This window comes from Nonomuraea sp. NPDC004580, from assembly GCF_040609855.1.
Classification (GTDB): Bacteria; Actinomycetota; Actinomycetes; order Streptosporangiales; family Streptosporangiaceae; genus Nonomuraea; species Nonomuraea salmonea.
Genome location: NZ_JBEXLH010000059.1, coordinates 1 through 15,603 on the forward strand (window position 1 = coordinate 1; position 15,603 = coordinate 15,603).

At 69.9% G+C, this 15,603-nt stretch carries 16 protein-coding genes; 13 read left to right on the forward strand and 3 right to left on the reverse strand.

Annotated features, from left to right (window positions below; translation table 11 throughout):
- The first annotated feature begins 145 nt into the window (after window positions 1-145).
- From ABZW11_RS37390 to dop, 3 genes are all read left to right on the forward strand, one after another.
- The gene (locus ABZW11_RS37390) at window positions 146-1,171 is read left to right on the forward strand and encodes a pyridoxal-phosphate dependent enzyme (protein ID WP_355428134.1); all 1,026 of its coding nucleotides are present in this window, start codon (window positions 146-148) and stop codon (window positions 1,169-1,171) included.
- A 66-nt stretch (window positions 1,172-1,237) separates the two neighbouring features.
- Window positions 1,238-2,317, forward strand: coding sequence for an acyltransferase (locus ABZW11_RS37395; RefSeq protein ID WP_355428137.1), 1,080 nt, complete (start codon window positions 1,238-1,240; stop codon window positions 2,315-2,317).
- 86 nt (window positions 2,318-2,403) lie between these two features.
- Entirely contained in the window at window positions 2,404-3,918 is a 1,515-nt protein-coding gene (dop, locus tag ABZW11_RS37400; RefSeq protein WP_355428140.1) for a depupylase/deamidase Dop, read from the forward strand.
- Window positions 3,919-3,960: 42 nt separating this feature from the next.
- On the opposite strand, the gene ABZW11_RS37405 is transcribed toward dop, so the two are convergent.
- Window positions 3,961-4,365: a hypothetical protein gene (locus tag ABZW11_RS37405; protein ID WP_355428143.1), complete on the reverse strand. Its 405-nt coding sequence runs from the start codon at window positions 4,363-4,365 to the stop codon at window positions 3,961-3,963.
- Between the two features lie 145 nt (window positions 4,366-4,510).
- Here ABZW11_RS37405 and ABZW11_RS37410 point away from each other — a divergent pair, with 145 nt between their 5' ends.
- Both ABZW11_RS37410 and ABZW11_RS37415 read left to right on the forward strand, forming a co-directional pair.
- Window positions 4,511-4,720: a ubiquitin-like protein Pup gene (locus ABZW11_RS37410; RefSeq protein ID WP_355428146.1), complete on the forward strand. Its 210-nt coding sequence runs from the start codon at window positions 4,511-4,513 to the stop codon at window positions 4,718-4,720.
- 32 nt (window positions 4,721-4,752) lie between these two features.
- Window positions 4,753-5,751 carry an endonuclease VII domain-containing protein gene (locus tag ABZW11_RS37415; RefSeq protein ID WP_355428149.1) on the forward strand — a complete coding sequence of 333 codons (999 nt, stop codon included), beginning with the start codon at window positions 4,753-4,755 and terminating at the stop codon, window positions 5,749-5,751.
- Window positions 5,752-5,760: 9 nt separating this feature from the next.
- Here ABZW11_RS37415 and ABZW11_RS37420 read toward each other — a convergent pair whose 3' ends face one another.
- Window positions 5,761-6,864, reverse strand: coding sequence for a DNA polymerase IV (locus ABZW11_RS37420; RefSeq protein ID WP_355428152.1), 1,104 nt, complete (start codon window positions 6,862-6,864; stop codon window positions 5,761-5,763).
- A 196-nt stretch (window positions 6,865-7,060) separates the two neighbouring features.
- Between ABZW11_RS37420 and prcB the strand changes: the two genes are divergently transcribed.
- From prcB to ABZW11_RS37460, 8 genes are all read left to right on the forward strand, one after another.
- A complete protein-coding gene (gene prcB / locus ABZW11_RS37425) occupies window positions 7,061-7,909 on the forward strand; it encodes a proteasome subunit beta (protein ID WP_355428155.1) in 849 nt (282 codons plus the stop codon).
- 22 nt (window positions 7,910-7,931) lie between these two features.
- Window positions 7,932-8,810 carry a proteasome subunit alpha gene (gene prcA, locus ABZW11_RS37430; RefSeq protein WP_355428287.1) on the forward strand — a complete coding sequence of 293 codons (879 nt, stop codon included), beginning with the start codon at window positions 7,932-7,934 and terminating at the stop codon, window positions 8,808-8,810.
- Between the two features lie 252 nt (window positions 8,811-9,062).
- Window positions 9,063-9,587: a hypothetical protein gene (locus ABZW11_RS37435; protein WP_355428158.1), complete on the forward strand. Its 525-nt coding sequence runs from the start codon at window positions 9,063-9,065 to the stop codon at window positions 9,585-9,587.
- Between the two features lie 132 nt (window positions 9,588-9,719).
- Window positions 9,720-11,078 (forward strand): Pup--protein ligase, encoded by a 1,359-nt coding sequence (gene pafA, locus ABZW11_RS37440; protein WP_355428161.1) that lies wholly within the window; start codon window positions 9,720-9,722, stop codon window positions 11,076-11,078.
- A 140-nt stretch (window positions 11,079-11,218) separates the two neighbouring features.
- Entirely contained in the window at window positions 11,219-12,151 is a 933-nt protein-coding gene (locus ABZW11_RS37445) for an FKBP-type peptidyl-prolyl cis-trans isomerase (protein ID WP_355428164.1), read from the forward strand.
- A 176-nt stretch (window positions 12,152-12,327) separates the two neighbouring features.
- Entirely contained in the window at window positions 12,328-13,230 is a 903-nt protein-coding gene (locus tag ABZW11_RS37450; RefSeq protein WP_355428167.1) for an FKBP-type peptidyl-prolyl cis-trans isomerase, read from the forward strand.
- Window positions 13,231-13,322: 92 nt separating this feature from the next.
- Complete coding sequence (locus tag ABZW11_RS37455) at window positions 13,323-14,000, forward strand: helix-turn-helix domain-containing protein (RefSeq protein ID WP_355428170.1); 678 nt, start codon at window positions 13,323-13,325, stop codon at window positions 13,998-14,000.
- Window positions 14,001-14,063: 63 nt separating this feature from the next.
- Window positions 14,064-14,558: a DUF3291 domain-containing protein gene (locus ABZW11_RS37460; protein WP_355428173.1), complete on the forward strand. Its 495-nt coding sequence runs from the start codon at window positions 14,064-14,066 to the stop codon at window positions 14,556-14,558.
- Here the strand turns inward: ABZW11_RS37460 and ABZW11_RS37465 are convergent.
- A complete protein-coding gene (locus ABZW11_RS37465) occupies window positions 14,489-15,583 on the reverse strand; it encodes a DUF3866 family protein (RefSeq protein WP_355428176.1) in 1,095 nt (364 codons plus the stop codon). The two genes, ABZW11_RS37460 and ABZW11_RS37465, sit on opposite strands and share 70 nt — an antisense overlap.
- Between the last annotated feature and the right edge of the window lie 20 nt (window positions 15,584-15,603).

Genomic DNA, 15,603 nt, shown 5'->3' on the forward strand with positions numbered 1-15,603 from the left:
GAGCCCGGCGTCGCCGACGATGCCGAGGTCGATGTCGCGGTTCTTGCCGACCGTGCGGTAGTCGAGGTCGATCTGCACGACCTTGGCCGTCGGCGCCAGGCCGCCGTCGCCGCCGCCCGCGACCACCCCGCCTAGCATGGCGATCATGGAGTTCCTCAACCCCGCCCGCACCCCGTACACCGCGGACGACCGCGCGCTGATCGGGGCCGGGAACGCCAGGCGGGCCCGCGCCCGCTTCGCCCGCCACCCCCGCTACCGGCCCACGCCCCTGCGCACCGTCCCGGGGCTGGCCGGCACCCTGGCCGCCGACGTCAAGGACGAGAGCGGCCGCATGGGGCTCGGCAGCTTCAAGGCGCTCGGCGGCGCGTACGCCGTCCACCTGCTCCACGAACGCGAGCCCGGCGGCGCCCCGTTCGTCTGCGCCAGCGCCGGCAACCACGGCATCTCCGTCGCCTCAGGAGCCGCGGAGGCGGGCGTCCCCTGCGTCGTCCACCTCAGCGAAGGTGTGCCAGAGACGTTCGCGGACCGGCTGCGCGGCCTCGGCGCCGAGGTACGCCGCAGCGGCCCCGACTACGAGGCCAGCATGGCAGCCGCCCTGGACGACGCCAGAACGCACGGCCTGCGCCTCGTGTCCGACAGCTCATGGCCCGGCTACACCGACGTCCCCCTCGACGTCATGCGCGGCTACACCGTGCTGTTCGACGAGGCCGCCGAGACCGGGCCGTACACGCACGTGGTCGTCCAGGCGGGCGTCGGCGGGCTGGCCGCCGCCGCGGCCGGATACCTGCGCGACCGGTGGGGCGATCGGTTCAAGATCGTCGTCGTCGAACCCGAGGGCGCGCCCTGCCTGACCGAGAGCGCCCGCGCGGGCCGCCCCGTCCGCGTCCCGGGCGGCCACACCACGCTCGGCCGGCTCGACTGCCGCGAACCCTCGCTCCTCGCCCACCGCCTCCTCGGCCACCTCGCCGACCTCTACGTCACCGTCACCGACGAGCAGGCCGGCGCCGCCGCCCGGCTGCTCGCCGGCCACGGCATCGCCCTGTCCGGCTGCGGCGCCGCGGGAGCCGCCGGCCTGCTCGCCCTCACCCCCTCGGCCCGCGACGCCCTCGGCCTCGACGACACCTCACGCGTGTTGCTGGTGGGAACAGAGGGACCAGTGGAACCAGAGTGATCATTGGTACGTCAAAGAGGCGTGCACGCTCCGAACCGGCCCAGACACGCACGGGAGAACGGCCGGTTGGCCGAGCTCGACCTGCTGCGCTTCCTCGCCGCCCTGGCCGTCGTCGCCTTCCACTACCTGGTCGCCTACGCCAGCGTGTGGGGAGACCGGCCCGCCGAGCTCTTCCCCGCACTGGCGCCCATCGCGGGCTTAGGCATCCTCGGCGTCGAGCTGTTCTTCATCATCAGCGGGTTCGTCATCCTCATGAGCGTCTGGGGGCGCGGCCTAGGCGCGTTCGCCCGGTCCAGGCTCGTCCGGCTCTACCCCGCGTACTGGCTCAGCCTGGCCGCCATCGCCGCCCTCTACGGGCTCACCGCCGCCAAGCCGCTCAACCCAAAACTTTCCCCAGGCGACTACCTGGTGAACGCCACCATGTTCCAGCGGCTGTTCAAGATCACAGATGCCAGCGGCGTCTACTGGTCGCTCTGGGCCGAACTGCGCTTCTACCTCCTCATCGCCATCCTGGTGATCGTCGGCGTCACGTACCGGCGGGTGCTCGTCTTCGGCGGCGTCTGGCTGGCCGCCGTCGTCATCGCCAGGGAGCTCGGGAACCCCGTGGTCGACGAGATCGTCATGCCGAAGTACGCCCCCTACTTCGTCGCCGGCATGGCCCTCTACCTCATCCACAAGCACGGCAACGCCTGGCTCCCGTGGCTCTACGTGCTCGCCGGCTACGGCCTGTCCTGGGACTCCGCGCTCGGCCGCGTGCACAGCAGGATCGACGCCGCCGGGTTCAAGAACATGCCGGTCACCGACGTCGGCGTCATCGTCACCATCACCCTCATCTTCGCCGCGACGGCCCTCGTCGCCCTCGGCCTCGTCCGGCTCAGGCCCTCCAGGCTGCTCACCGCGCTCGGCGGCACGACATACCCGCTTTACCTGTTCCATAGCGTCATCGCGGTGGCCCTCATCCCCTTGCTCGCCGGGGATCTCCCGCCCTGGGCGGTCGTCACGATCACGACCCTGACCGCCATCGTGGTGTCGTATCTCGTCTACTCCTTTGCCGAACGCCCCATCCAGCGGCTACTCAAGCCCCGCAGATCCCCGCAAACCACATCAGCTCCGGTCGTACAGGTTGAAAAGGCGTCGGTGCCATAACTCTGTGACCCTGGGGCACTGTGAAGGGCATAGGCTCGGGCATATAAACGGCGGATAGACAGACCCGGACGAACAGAGGGTGTTGCATGACGGTGCGTCGGGTGATGGGCATCGAGACCGAGTACGGCATCTCCGTACCCGGCCAGCCAGGCGCCAACGCGATGGTGACCTCCTCACAGGTCGTGAACGCCTACCTGGCCGCCTCGGCGGCCCGCGCGCGCAGGGCACGATGGGACTTCGAGGAGGAGAACCCGCTGCGCGACGCGCGCGGATTCGACCTGGCCAGGGAGGTGGCGGATCCGACCCAGCTCACCGACGAGGACCTCGGGCTGGCCAACGTGATCCTCACCAACGGCGCCAGGCTCTACGTCGACCACGCCCATCCCGAGTACAGCTCGCCCGAGTGCACCAACCCCCGGGCGGCCGTCATCTGGGACAAAGCCGGCGAAAGGGTGATGTACGACGCCGCCACCCGCGCGTCCGCCATCCCCTCCAACGCCCCCATCCAGCTCTACAAGAACAACACCGACGCCAAAGGCGCCTCCTACGGCTGCCACGAGAACTACCTCATGCGGCGCGCCACCCCCTTCGCCGACATCGTCCGGCACCTCACCCCCTTCTTCGTCTCCCGCCAGGTCGTCACCGGCGCCGGCAAGGTCGGCATCGGCCAGGACAGCCGCGGCGAAGGCTTCCAGATCAGCCAGCGCGCCGACTTCTTCGAAGTCGAAGTAGGGCTCGAGACCACCCTCAAACGCCCCATCATCAACACCCGCGACGAGCCCCACGCCGACCCCGAGAAATACCGGCGCCTCCACGTCATCATCGGCGACGCCAACATGTCCGAGATCAGCACCTACCTGAAACTCGGCTCCACCGCGCTCGTCCTCGCCATGATCGAAGAGGGCTTCCTCACCCGCGACCTCGCCGTCGAAAACCCCGTCCAAGCCCTGCGCGCCGTCTCCCACGACCCCAGCTGCCGCTACGAGATCCCCCTGCGCGACGGACGCAAGCTCACCGCCGTCCAGCTCCAGATGGAATACCTCGAACAGGCCCGCAAATACGTCGAAGAGCGCGGCACCGCCCAGGACGAGATGAACAAGGACATCCTCGACCGCTGGGAATCCGTCCTCACCCGCCTCGCCGAAGACCCCATGCAACTCGCCCGCGAGCTCGACTGGGTCGCCAAACTCGAACTCCTCGAGGGCTACCGCAGCCGCGACGGCCTCGCCTGGTCACACCCCAGACTCCAGCTCGTCGACCTCCAATACAGCGACATCCGCCCCGACCGCGGCCTCTACAACCGCCTCGTCGCCCGCGGACGCATGCAACGCCTCGTCACAGAAGAAGAGGTCCAGCGCGCCGTCGAACACCCGCCCACCGACACCCGCGCCTACTTCCGCGGCCGCTGCCTCAGCCAATACAGCGAATCCGTCGCCGCCGCCTCCTGGGACTCCGTCATCTTCGACATCCCCGGCCGCGAATCCCTCCAGCGCGTCCCCACCCTCGAGCCACTCCGCGGCACCAAAGCCCACGTCGGCGAACTCTTCGACCGCTGCCGCACCGCCGCCGACCTCGTCTCCGCACTCACCGGCGGCGAATGACACCAGGCCCCCTGGCGGACACCCGCCAGGGGCGGCCCGTACTCACAGCAGGCCCACCCCCAGCGTCAGCGTGCCCGCCGCCAGCGACACCCCACCAGCCACCGCCAGCCAGATCAACCGGCTCGGCCTCGTGTCCCGCGGGCGCACCACCGACAGGAAGAAACCCAGCGGCATCAGGATCGGCGCCGCCGCGATCAGCACCCGCACCGCCATCCGCGCCGGCTCCGGCAGCCCCGTCTGGTCCACGTACAGCATCGCCACCAGCGCGAAGAGCACCAGCACGCCCGCATGCGCGTGCCCGGCCCGCCACAGGCCGCGGCGCACCGGGTTGTCCAGGTAGCCGGGGACGTTCCGCATGAGGAACGTCAGTAGCGTCGTGCCGCCGTAGGCGACGAGCGGGACTGTGATGAGGAGCACACCGGCCATGGTCAACGACATTTCGGACATCTCACACCTCCTGTGGATACGGAGGTTCAGTATTGGATAGTTTGACTATCCAGTCAAGCCGCCAAGATCGCGGGGCGATCGGCGCGAAATGTCGCCCGGTTCGGGGAAGATATGCCTAGAGGCAGTCCCCCAACGGAGGTAGGACATGGCAACCAAGGACACCGGTGGTCAGAAGCAGACCGGGCGGCGCGAGAACGAGGTTGAGGAGACCGAGGCCTCGGTGGCTCCGGACGTCCAGGAGCGTCAGGAGAAGCTCACGGACGACGTCGACTCCATTCTGGACGAAATAGACGAAGTTCTCGAAGAGAACGCAGAGGAATTCGTGCGCAGCTACGTCCAAAAGGGCGGGGAGTAGGTCAAAACGGACAGGCGTAAGGGGTAAATCGGGTGGAAACGCCGGACGGATTTAAGCGGTGTCCCGACTGTCAGGAAGTCAAGGAACTTGCCGAGTTCGGGGCAAACAAGCGCATGCCCGATGGGCGGGCGCGCTACTGCAAGGTCTGCTTCCGGCGGCGTTCCACCGCGAGTTATCGCAAACGCAAGACAGAGCAGGGGAAGACCGTGCGCGAGCGGGTGCAGGTGCCCGAAGGGTGCAAATACTGCCCCCGGTGCACGGAGGTGAAAAGCACCAGTGAGTTCGGCGGTAACCGGGCGATGAAGGATGGCCTGACTGCTTACTGCCGCCCGTGCCACACCGTCGTGGCGCGGGAGAACAAAATCAAGAGATACGGGAGCGAGCGGAACTATCTGCTCCAGTACCGCTATGGGATCACCGAGGACGACTTCGAGCGCATGCTCGCCCGTCAGGGCGGGCTCTGCGCCATCTGCCAGGTCGTTCCCGGGACGTTCGTTGATCACTGTCACGCGACCGGCCGGGTGCGTGGCGTGCTCTGTTTCAACTGCAACAACGGGCTGGGGCATTTCACCGACAACCTGGTGTTGCTGGAGCTGGCCGCGCTCTATTTGGAAGGGGAGGTGCTCTGGCCGGAGTTCGTGGTCCTTCCTGAGAGGCGTGGTGATTCTCCGGTGGCGCCGTCGCGGACGTATCACTTGTCGCGGCGTTATCGCGTGCGGCATGAGGACGTCGAGCGGATGATCTCGGCTCAGCACGGGTTGTGCGTGGTGTGCTGGGATCGGCCTCCGGAGCATGTGGATCATTGTCATCGGTCGGGTGCGGTGCGGCATGTGTTGTGTTTGCCGTGTAATACCGGGATCGGGCAGTTCCGTGATGATCCGGGGGTGGTGCGGCGGGCGCTTTCTTATGTGGAGGCGACGGTCGAGGATTTCGGTGAGGTGGTGGTGTCGGATGAGGAGCTGGAGGAGTTGGTGCGGGCCGAGGAGGAGTCGCGGTCGGAGTTCTATGCGCGGGTGACGCGGGTGGGGTGAAGGGTGGTGTCAGGGGCCGGGAGTGGGGCCCGGCTCTGGTTCTTCTGAGGTGGTGGGTGGGTCGGGCATCGTGGGCATCGTGTATTCCACGGCCACGCCTATGAGGCGGATGGGGCGGGTGAGGTCGTGCCGGGCGAGGGTCGTGTGGGCGGCCTCGGTGATGGTGGCGGGGTCCGTGGTGGGGGTTTCGAGGGTGGTCTTGCGGGTTCTGGTCTGGAACGGGGTCGTGCGGATCTTGACGGTGACGCGGGTGATCTCGCGGCCGGCTTCTCGTGCGTCGTGGGCGATCTGGGTGGCGAGGGTGGTGAGGTGGGCGGCGACGGCGTGGGGGTCGGTGAGGTCGTGGGTGAAGGTGGTCTCGCGGCTGTGGCCGCGGGCGATCCAGGGGGTGGTGACGACTTCGGCTTCGCCTTTGCCGAGGGCGAGGTAGCGGTACCAGGGGCCGTTGGTGGGGCCGAAGTGGCGGGCGAGGTCGTGGGGGTCGGCGGCGGCGAGCTGGGCGACGGTGTGCAGGCCGTGGGCGGCGAGTTTTCTCGCGGTTCTGGCGCCGATGCCCCAGAGGGCGTCGGTGGGGCGGTCGTTCATGACGTCGGCCCAGTTGTCGCTGGTGAGGCGGTATATGCCGGCGGGTTTGGCGAAGGCGGAGGCGAGTTTGGCCTGGTGCTTGTTGTCGCCGATGCCGATGGAGCAGTCGAGGTGGGTGTGGCGGCGTACGTCGTGCTGGAGGGTGGCGGCGAGGGCTTCGGGGTCGTTCGTGGCGGCGCCGATGAAGGCTTCGTCCCAGCCCCAGACTTCGACGCGGACGGGGTGTTCGCGCAGGACGGCCATGACGCGTTGTGAGGCGGCCTCGTAGGCGGGCGGGTCGGTGGGCAGGAAGACGGCGTCGGGGCAGCGCCGGAGTGCGGTGCGGAGGGGCATGCCGGAGTGGACGCCGTGTTCGCGGGCTTCGTAGGTGGCGGTGGCCGCGACGGTGCGTGGCCGGGTGGGGTCGCCGGTGCCGCCGACGACGACGGGTCTGCCGCGGAGTTCGGGGTGGCGCAGGAGTTCGACCGCGGCGATGAACTGGTCGAGGTCGAGGTGCAGGATCCAGTCTCTCTGGGACGTGGTGCCCATGTCGCCAGTATGGCGTCAGTGTGACGGCGGGCTGGGGGAGTGGTTGCGGAGGGCGGTTACCGGCCTTTGGGGCGTACGGAATCTTTCGGGCGGCAGGGGGATCCTGGTTCGCCGTGAGCTGATCGTGGGAAGTGCAGACAGCAACCCAACATGAGTAGGGTCGCCCTAGGAACACTGAACGTTTGGAGGGAGTCGCGTGGCATCGCACAGGGATCTGCCCGTCGGCTTGGTGAATCAGCTTTTCCAGAACACCGGGAGTTCCTCGTTCGCGGAGTTCGTCAGCTCGTACGCGCCCGAGTTGCTGCCACGGCGCGACGAGATGCTGGCCACCCCGATCGGCGACCAGGTTCCGCACGCGACCACGATCGTGGCGGCCACCTTCGCCGGTGGCGTGGTCATGGCGGGCGACCGGCGGGCCACGTCCGGCAACATCATCTCGCAGCGTGACGTGGAGAAGGTGTTCCGCGCCGATGACTATTCGTGCATGGGCATCGCGGGCACGGCCAGCACGGGTCTTGAGTTCGCCCGCCTCTACCGCGTGGAGCTGGAGCACTACGAGAAGCTCGAGGGCCGCACGATGTCGGTCCAGGGCAAGGCCAACAGGCTCGCCACGATGATCAGGGGCAACCTGGCGATGGCGATGCAGGGGCTGGTGGTGGTGCCGCTGTTCGCCGCCTACGACCCCGACAAGGACGAGGGCCGCATCTTCAGCTACGACGTGGCGGGCGGGCCTTACGAGCGGGAGCGGTTCGACGCGATCGGCTCCGGCTCGATCTTCGCGCGCGGGTCGCTGAAGAAGCTCTACCGCGACGGCTCGACGGCCGACGACATGGTGATGACGCTGATCCAGGCGCTCTACGACGCCGCCGACGACGACTCGGCGACCGGTGGGCCCGACGTGACCAGGAAGATCTGGCCGGTCGTGGCCGTGATCGACGCCGACGGCTTCCGCCGCCTGACGGACGACGAGGTGAGCGCCTACGTCCAGCAGATGCTCGACGCCCGCCTGATCTCGCCCGACGGTCCCATCGCCCCGCTGCGCTAAGCAAAGGATCACCACTGTGTCCATGCCATTCGGATATGCGTCCCCCGAGCAGATCATGCGGGACAAGGCCGACTACGCGCGCAAGGGCATCGCGCGGGGCCGTTCCGTGGTCGTGCTCCAATATGTCGACGGCATTCTGTTCGTGGCGCCCAACCCGTCGAGGGCGCTGCACAAGATCAGCGAGATCTACGACCGCATCGGGTTCGCGGCCGTGGGGCGCTACAACGAGTTCGAGGAGCTGCGGCTCGGCGGCATCCGTTACGCCGACATCAACGGTTACACCTATGACCGTTCCGACGTGACCGGGCGCGGCCTGGCCAACCTCTACGCCTCCAACCTGGGCCGCATCTTCACCGAGTCGATCAAGTCGCTCGAGGTCGAGGTCGTGGTGGCCGAGGTGGGCGAGACGAAGGACGGCGACGCGATCTACCGCCTCACCTTCGACGGCTCGGTGTTCGACGAGCACGGTTTCGCGGCGATGGGCGGGCAGGCCGAGGCGGTGGCGTCCCGGCTGAAGGAGCGTTACCGCGAGTCGATGACGCTGGCCGACGCGCTGGAGGTGGCGCTGACCGCGCTGACCGAGCCGGGCGGTGAGCGGCCGCCGGTGGGCCAGCTCGAGGTGGCGGTGCTCGACCGTAACCGTGAGCACCGCAAGTTCCTGCGGCTGACCGGGGCGCGGCTGGAGCGGCTGCTCGCCCAGACCTCGAGCCCGCCGGCCGATGCGGCAGAGTCCTCGGGCGGGTCCTCGGGCGGGTCCTCGGGCGGGTCCTCGGGTGAGCCCGCCGAGCCGAGCGCGCCGTCGTCCGGCGACAAGCCGTCCACGCCGCCGTCCACGCCGCCGTCCACGCCGCCGCCCACGGGTCCCGAGGGTCCGGTGGACGACGGTTCGTCGCCGCTGTAGTTCCTGACGTCATCCGGTGGGGCCGCCGATCCGGCGGCCCCACCGTCGTGTCCGGCTGCCCCGGCGCTTCAGGAGGCCCCCGGGCGGGCCGTGAGGGGCCCGTTGCGGGCTTTGAGCACCGGTGGGGCATCTGGGGTTGCGATGCGGGGTGCGAGGGCTTCCAGGCGCGAACGTGAGGGCGGCCGGGGGAGTGTGACCTGTTTCACTGTGATACGCCCGAACTTGCCGGGCCGCTCGTGGATCTCAAGAGCCGTGACAACTCCACTACGTGGCCTGCTGGTGGCCGGAGCCGCCGCGGCTGTGCTGTCGGCCTCCGGTGCGCCGGCACAGGCGGCCCCCGCGATTCCGAAGTTCGAGGCGCCGACGACCTTCGGCACCTCGTTCCAGCCCGACCCGAAGCACGACTTCACCAAGGGCATCCACTCCCGCCGCAACGGGATCCTGCGCGGCCAGATCGTCGCGGTGCGGGGCGGCGTGGCCGAGTACGTGCCGGTCAAGTGGAAGAAGAGCAAGCACACCGAGGGCCATTTCGTGGGCCCGCCCGAGGGCGACGCGATGGCGTACGCCTCGCGCGTCGCCAAGGACGTCGTCTACCTCTCGGCCCTGGGCTGCAAGGCCTCCCAGGCGGAGCTGACGGTCAGCCGTGACAGCAGCCTGGGCGTCAAGCGGTGCTCCAGGGCGACGCTGATCAAGCGGCACGGGAAGACGCCGCGGCCTTCGCTCATCACCGTCTACAAGGGGCAGATCGTCAAGGTTCAGGAGATCTTCACTCCCTGACGTGCGTCGTGGACGACCCGCGCCCCGTGGGGGCGGGCGCGGGGGGACGAAAACGCGTCTCGCGGGACCCGGACCGGAAAACACGTGCGAAGATCTCTCCCGCTCGCCGATCCGTGGGCATAGTGTGAGGTGATGGATCGTCGCATCTTCGGGCTGGAGAACGAGTACGGCGTGACCTGCACGTTCAGGGGCCAGCGCAGGCTGTCCCCCGACGAGGTCGCGCGCTACCTGTTCCGGCGGGTCGTGTCCTGGGGCCGATCGAGCAACGTCTTCCTCCGCAACGGCGCACGTCTCTATCTCGACGTGGGCAGCCATCCTGAGTACGCAACACCCGAGTGTGACAACGTCATCGAGCTCGTCACCCATGACAAGGCCGGCGAGCGCATTCTCGAGGGCCTGCTGGTGGATGCCGAGAAGCGGCTGCGCGAAGAGGGCATCGCCGGTGACATCTATCTGTTCAAGAACAACACCGACTCGGCCGGCAACTCCTACGGCTGCCATGAGAACTACCTGGTGGGCCGGCACGGCGAGTTCGGCCGGCTGGCCGACGTGCTGATCCCGTTCCTGGTGACGCGGCAGATCGTGTGCGGCGCGGGCAAGGTGCTGCAGACGCCGCGCGGCGCCGTCTACTGCGTCTCCCAGCGGGCCGAGCACATATGGGAGGGCGTCTCCAGCGCGACGACGCGGTCCCGTCCGATCATCAACACGCGGGACGAGCCGCACGCCGACGCCGAGCGGTTCCGCCGCCTGCACGTCATCGTGGGCGACTCCAACATGAGCGAGACGACCATGCTGCTGAAGGTCGGCGCGACCGATCTGGTGCTGCGCATGATCGAGTCGGGCACGGTGATGCGCGACCTGTCGCTGGAGAACCCGATCAGGGCGATCCGCGAGGTCTCTCACGACATGACGGGCCGGCGGCGGGTGCGGCTGGCCAACGGGCGTGAGGCGTCGAGCCTGGAGATCCAGCAGGAGTACCTGTCGAAGGCGAAGGACTTCGTCGACCGCCGCGGCGGCGACGCGATCGCCCACCGGGTGCTGGAGCTGTGGGAGCGCACGCTGACCGCGGTCGACACGGGCAATCTCGACCTGGTGTCGCGGGAGATCGACTGGGTGACGAAATACCAGCTGATCGAGCGTTACCGCCGCAAGTACGACCTGCCGCTGTCGTCGCCGCGGGTGGCCCAGCTCGACCTGGCCTACCACGACGTGCACCGCAAGCGCGGCCTGTTCTACCTGCTGCAGAAGCGCGGCTCGGTGGAGCGGGTGGCGTCCGATCTGAAGATCTTCGAGGCGAAGTCGGTGCCGCCGCAGACGACCAGGGCGCGGCTGCGGGGCGAGTTCATCCGCAAGGCGCAGGAGAAGCGGCGCGACTTCACCGTCGACTGGGTGCATCTCAAGCTCAACGACCAGGCGCAGCGCACGGTGTTGTGCAAGGACCCGTTCAGGAGTGTGGACGAGCGGGTCGACAAGCTGATCGCCGGGATGTGAGCGGTGGGTGTCCTGCCCCGGGACCGCGGCCCGGAACCACGCCGCGGTCCCGGGGCCGGGCGTGGGGTGCCGTTTACCTCGGCCCTACTCCGATGTCGGGTAGTGTGACGCGAATCTGACGTCTCTTCCGAGGGAAATCCATGCGCCGCGCTCTGGCCGTACTGGCCGCCGTGCCATTGATCTTGTTCGCCGCCGCGTGCGGCTCCGACGACGGTTCCGGCACGACCGCCTCCACGGGCGGGTCGTCCGGCGTCAAGGTCGCCGGGAACGTGGGGGCGAAGCCCACGGTGACGTTCCCGTCCGGCACGCCCGCGACCACGTCGTCGTACGAGGTGATCCAGCCCGGCGACGGCACGGGCGTCAAGACGGGCGACCGCGTGATCGTGAACCTGACCGTCTACAACTGGGACGGCAAGGACAACAAGGTCCAGGGCTCGTCCTACGACACGAAGGCGCCGGAGACGATCGCCGTCAACGAGCAGCTGCCGCAGGTGCTGCAGGAGGGCTTCACCAAGATCAAGGGCGGCGGGCGGCTGCTGGCCGTGCTGGCCAACGACGCGGTGCAGGGACAGCAGCAGACGGCTCCCGCGGAGCCGACGAAGGTGTTCGTGTTCGACGTGGTCGGCACCCGGCCGGCGCCGCTGAAGGCGGCCACCGGCACGGAGACGAAGGAGTCGATCAAGGGCGTCGAGGTCGTCAGCCCCGGCGGCGAGAAGGCGCCGACGCTGACCACGAAGACCAAGGAGAAGGCGCCGAAGGACCTCGTCGTCAAGACGCTGATCACCGGCACCGGCGAGAAGGTGACCGCGAACCAGACGCTGTCGGTGCACTACACGGGCAAGATCTGGGGCACCGACAAGCAGTTCGACTCCAGCTGGGAGCGGGGCGAGCCGGCCGAGTTCCCGCTCGGCCAGGTGATCCAGGGCTGGCAGAAGGGCCTGGTGGACGTGCCGGTCGGCAGCCGGGTCGTGATGAGCATCCCGCCGGAGATGGGCTACGGCAGCCAGGAGCAGCAGGGCATCCCGGCCAACAGCACGCTGGTGTTCGTCGTGGACGTCCTGGGCGCCTACTGATGCGTCTTTAGCGAACCGCCGGTCAGCCGACCGGCGGCCCGGTAGCATCGCGAGGCCCGGTGGCATGGCGCCGCCGGGCCGTTTCGCGTGTGGGAGGGCCGATGCGCCGTGCCGCCACCCGGGAGCCGTCGCCGCGGGCCGGGACTCACGACGACGTTCCAGGCCGCGGACGAGCCGTGGCCAGACGGGCCGTGGCGGTCGTGGCCGTGGTCGTGGCTGGGGTGCTGCTCGCCGCCGGGTGCACGGGCGGGGCCGCAGAGGAGCTGAAGGTGGGCGGCGCGTTCGGGGCGCGGCCGACGATCGTCTTCCCCGCCGCGAAGCCCGGGGCGGGCCTGCGGGTGGACGAGCCGACGAAGGGCGGGGGCGAGCCGCTGGCGGCCGGTGACGTGGCGATCGTGCAGTACACCGCGCACGTGTGGGACGGCGCCGCCAACCGCCTGGTCGACTCCAGCTTCACGCGGGGCACGCCGGCCGCGTTCCCGGTGGGCGAGCTGCTGCCGGGGCTGGAGCGGGCGCTGCGGGGCCGCAGGGTGGGCAGCAGGGTGACCGCGGCGATCCCGCCCGAGTACGCCTTCGGCGCGGCACCGCCGCGCGGCGTGCGGGCGGGGGAGGAGCTGTTCTACGTCGTGGACATCCTCGGCGCCCACCACAGGGACGCCACGGTCGGGGCGGGGGCGGGCACGCTGGCGGGCGTGCGGATCGGCGGCGGCCCCAGGCCGTCCCTGACCGTGCCGCGGAGCGCGCCGCCGCAGGAGTTCACGGCCGGGGTGCTGAGCAGGGGAGACGGCCCTCCTGCCCAGGCGGGGCAGCTCGTGGTCACTCAGTACGCGGGCGCCGTCTGGCGTGGCGGCCGGGTTTTCGACGCGACCTGGGCGGGTGGCGGGCCGAAGGCGTTCAAGCTGGGCGACGGCGGCGTGATCAAGGGCTGGGACAAGGCGCTGACGGGCGTGCCGGCGGGCAGCAGAGTCGCGATGGTGGTGCCGCCCGCGTACGGCTACGGCCCGGCCGGGCGCCCCGAGTGGGGCATCGAGGGGTCCGACACGCTGGTCTTCGTCGTGGACCTGCTCGCCGCCTACTGAGGCAGGATGTCCGGTACGGCGGGGGCGCGTACCAGGCCGGCCGCTCCTGCGTGCTGGAGCGGGTGGAGCGGCGGCTTCCGTAGACTCCGCGTGTGAGTAGCGAGCCCGTGGGCGGCGATCTCGACGCGCTGGCCCTGTTGCACGACCCCGTCCGCCGCAGCCTGTACGACGTGGTCGCCTCCAGCGGCGGCGACGTGGGGCGCGGTGAGGCGGCCGAGGCGGCGGGGGTGTCCAGGACGCTGGCCGGTCACCACCTCGACAAGCTGGTGGAGGCGGGGCTGCTGGAGAGCGGGTTCCGCAGGCCGGAGAAGCGCGGCCCGGGCAGCGGCCGGCCGGCGAAGGTCTACCGCAGGGCGCGGGGCGAGCGGTCGGTGAGCCTGCCGCCGCGCGACTACGCGGCGCTGGCCTCGGTGCTGGCGGACGTGGTGGACCGGCTGGGCGCCGAGGAGCAGGCGGAGGCGGTGGCCAGGCAGGCGGGCGCGCGGCTGGGGGCCGGGCGCAGGGGCGAGCCGGTGGAGCGGGTGCTGCGCGAGCGGGGTTACGAGCCGTACGCGGAGGGCGGGCGGCTGCGGCTGCGCAACTGCCCGTTCCACGTGCTGGCGCGGGAGCAGCCGCTGCTGGTGTGCTCGATGAACCTGGCGCTGTGCCAGGGGCTGCTGGAGGGGCTGGGCGACGATCCCGGCAGGGCGGTGCTCGACCCGCGCCCGGACGAGTGCTGCGTGTCCCTCGACGTCCTCGGACCCGATGGGCCGGATGCGGACCTCCCGTGATCCTCGCGCTTCTAAAACAAACACATATTGACATAGAAGTGCCTGCGATGGTGAGCTGAGCCCATGCATCTCGCCCAGCTCAACATCGCCCATCTGCGCGCGCCCATCGACAGCGCCGAACTCGCCGAGTTCGTCGCCCTGCTCGAACCGATCAACGCCCTCGCCGACGCGGCCCCCGGCTTCGTCTGGCGGCTCAAGGAGAGTGAGACCGACCCCACCGCCACCGTCGTGCACGACTACGGCGACATGCTGCTGATCAACTTCTCGGTGTGGGAGTCGATGGAGTCGCTGTGGGACTACGTCTACCGCAGCCCGCATCTGGGCGTGCTGCGCCGGCGCAGGGAGTGGTTCCTGCGCGCGGTGGAGCCGTACATGGTGATGTGGTGGGTGCCCGACGGGCAGATCCCGTCGCTGGCGGAGGGCATGGAACGGCTGGAGCGCCTCAGGACCGGCGGGCCCGGCCCCGAGGCGTTCACGTTCAAGGACGCCTACACGCCGGAGGGCCGCCCCAGCAGCGAGGCCGCCAGCCTGCCGGCCGCCGCCGAGGCCAGGAAGTAGGCCAGGTCCTCATCGAGGCTCCTGCCCATCGTCGACAGCCGCACCGGCGACTCGCGCAGCGCCTCGTACAGGCCGTCCACCTCGACCGGGACCAGCCGGTGCCGCACGGCGAGCAGCTCCGCCTGGTCCCTGACCCGCTCGCCGAACTCGCCGGGCAGCATCGGCACCGGCACGTCGGCGGCCGACAGCGCCACCCTGCCGTAGGCGGTCAGCGAGTGATGGGAGACGCCGTAGTGGCGCTCGCGCAGGTCGCCCTCGCTGACCCGCAGCGCCGCCACCGGCCGCCCCAGCAGCACGCCCGCCGCGTTGACCGCCTCGCCCGCCGACACCCCTGAGAAGCCCCACCGGGTGCCGGTGCCCAGGTTGCCGGGGCCCTGCGCGACGATCGCCACGTCGGCCTCCAGCACGTGGCGGGCCGCCAGCAGGCCGGTGTGCACGGTGACCGCCTCGACGTCGCCGCCGAACGCCTGCCCGACCGTCACGGTCCCGGCCAGCCAGCCGATCTCGCGCAGCCGGGCGGCCGCCATCGAGAACCACGCCGGCAGCGCCCCGCCGTCCTGCATCACGTACGCCACCCGCACACCCCGCCGGGCCCCACGCCCGGCCTCGTACAGACCGCACAGGACGGGGGCCAGCGCCGAGTGCAGGTCGGCCACCACCACCGGCATGCCGTCGAGGGAGTCCGCCTCGCGCAGCAGGTCGTGATGCGGCGAATCCTGCTCGTCCGCGCCCAGCACCGTGGCCTGCAGCGGCGTGTACCTGGCCTTCACCAGGTGACCGGGACCGGAGGGATCTTCCGGCAAACGGTTCGGGACGGCCACCACCATGGCGTAACCTCCCGTACCGAGACCCATCGCGAGTGCGGTCGTGTTGAGCAGCACCTCGTCACCGGGTTCCGGGCGGCCCACCAACGGGGGATAGGCCAGCGCCCGGCACTCACCTTCGGGCACGGTGACGTCCAGCTCCACCGCTCCCGGCCACTCGCGTCGGATCCGTACGACCTCGCCCTTGCGCCATCTGATCACGGGGGCAGGGTAGCGTCGAT

Coding starts and splice junctions, on each gene's coding strand:
- ABZW11_RS37390 (WP_355428134.1), top strand. CDS start 146: ATGGAGTTCCTCAACCCCGCCCGCACCCCGTACACCGCGGACGACCGC.
- dop (WP_355428140.1), top strand. CDS start 2,404: ATGACGGTGCGTCGGGTGATGGGCATCGAGACCGAGTACGGCATCTCC.
- ABZW11_RS37405 (WP_355428143.1), bottom strand. CDS start 4,365: ATGTCCGAAATGTCGTTGACCATGGCCGGTGTGCTCCTCATCACAGTC.
- ABZW11_RS37410 (WP_355428146.1), top strand. CDS start 4,511: ATGGCAACCAAGGACACCGGTGGTCAGAAGCAGACCGGGCGGCGCGAG.
- ABZW11_RS37420 (WP_355428152.1), bottom strand. CDS start 6,864: ATGGGCACCACGTCCCAGAGAGACTGGATCCTGCACCTCGACCTCGAC.
- prcA (WP_355428287.1), top strand. CDS start 7,932: ATGCCATTCGGATATGCGTCCCCCGAGCAGATCATGCGGGACAAGGCC.
- pafA (WP_355428161.1), top strand. CDS start 9,720: ATGGATCGTCGCATCTTCGGGCTGGAGAACGAGTACGGCGTGACCTGC.
- ABZW11_RS37445 (WP_355428164.1), top strand. CDS start 11,219: ATGCGCCGCGCTCTGGCCGTACTGGCCGCCGTGCCATTGATCTTGTTC.
- ABZW11_RS37460 (WP_355428173.1), top strand. CDS start 14,064: ATGCATCTCGCCCAGCTCAACATCGCCCATCTGCGCGCGCCCATCGAC.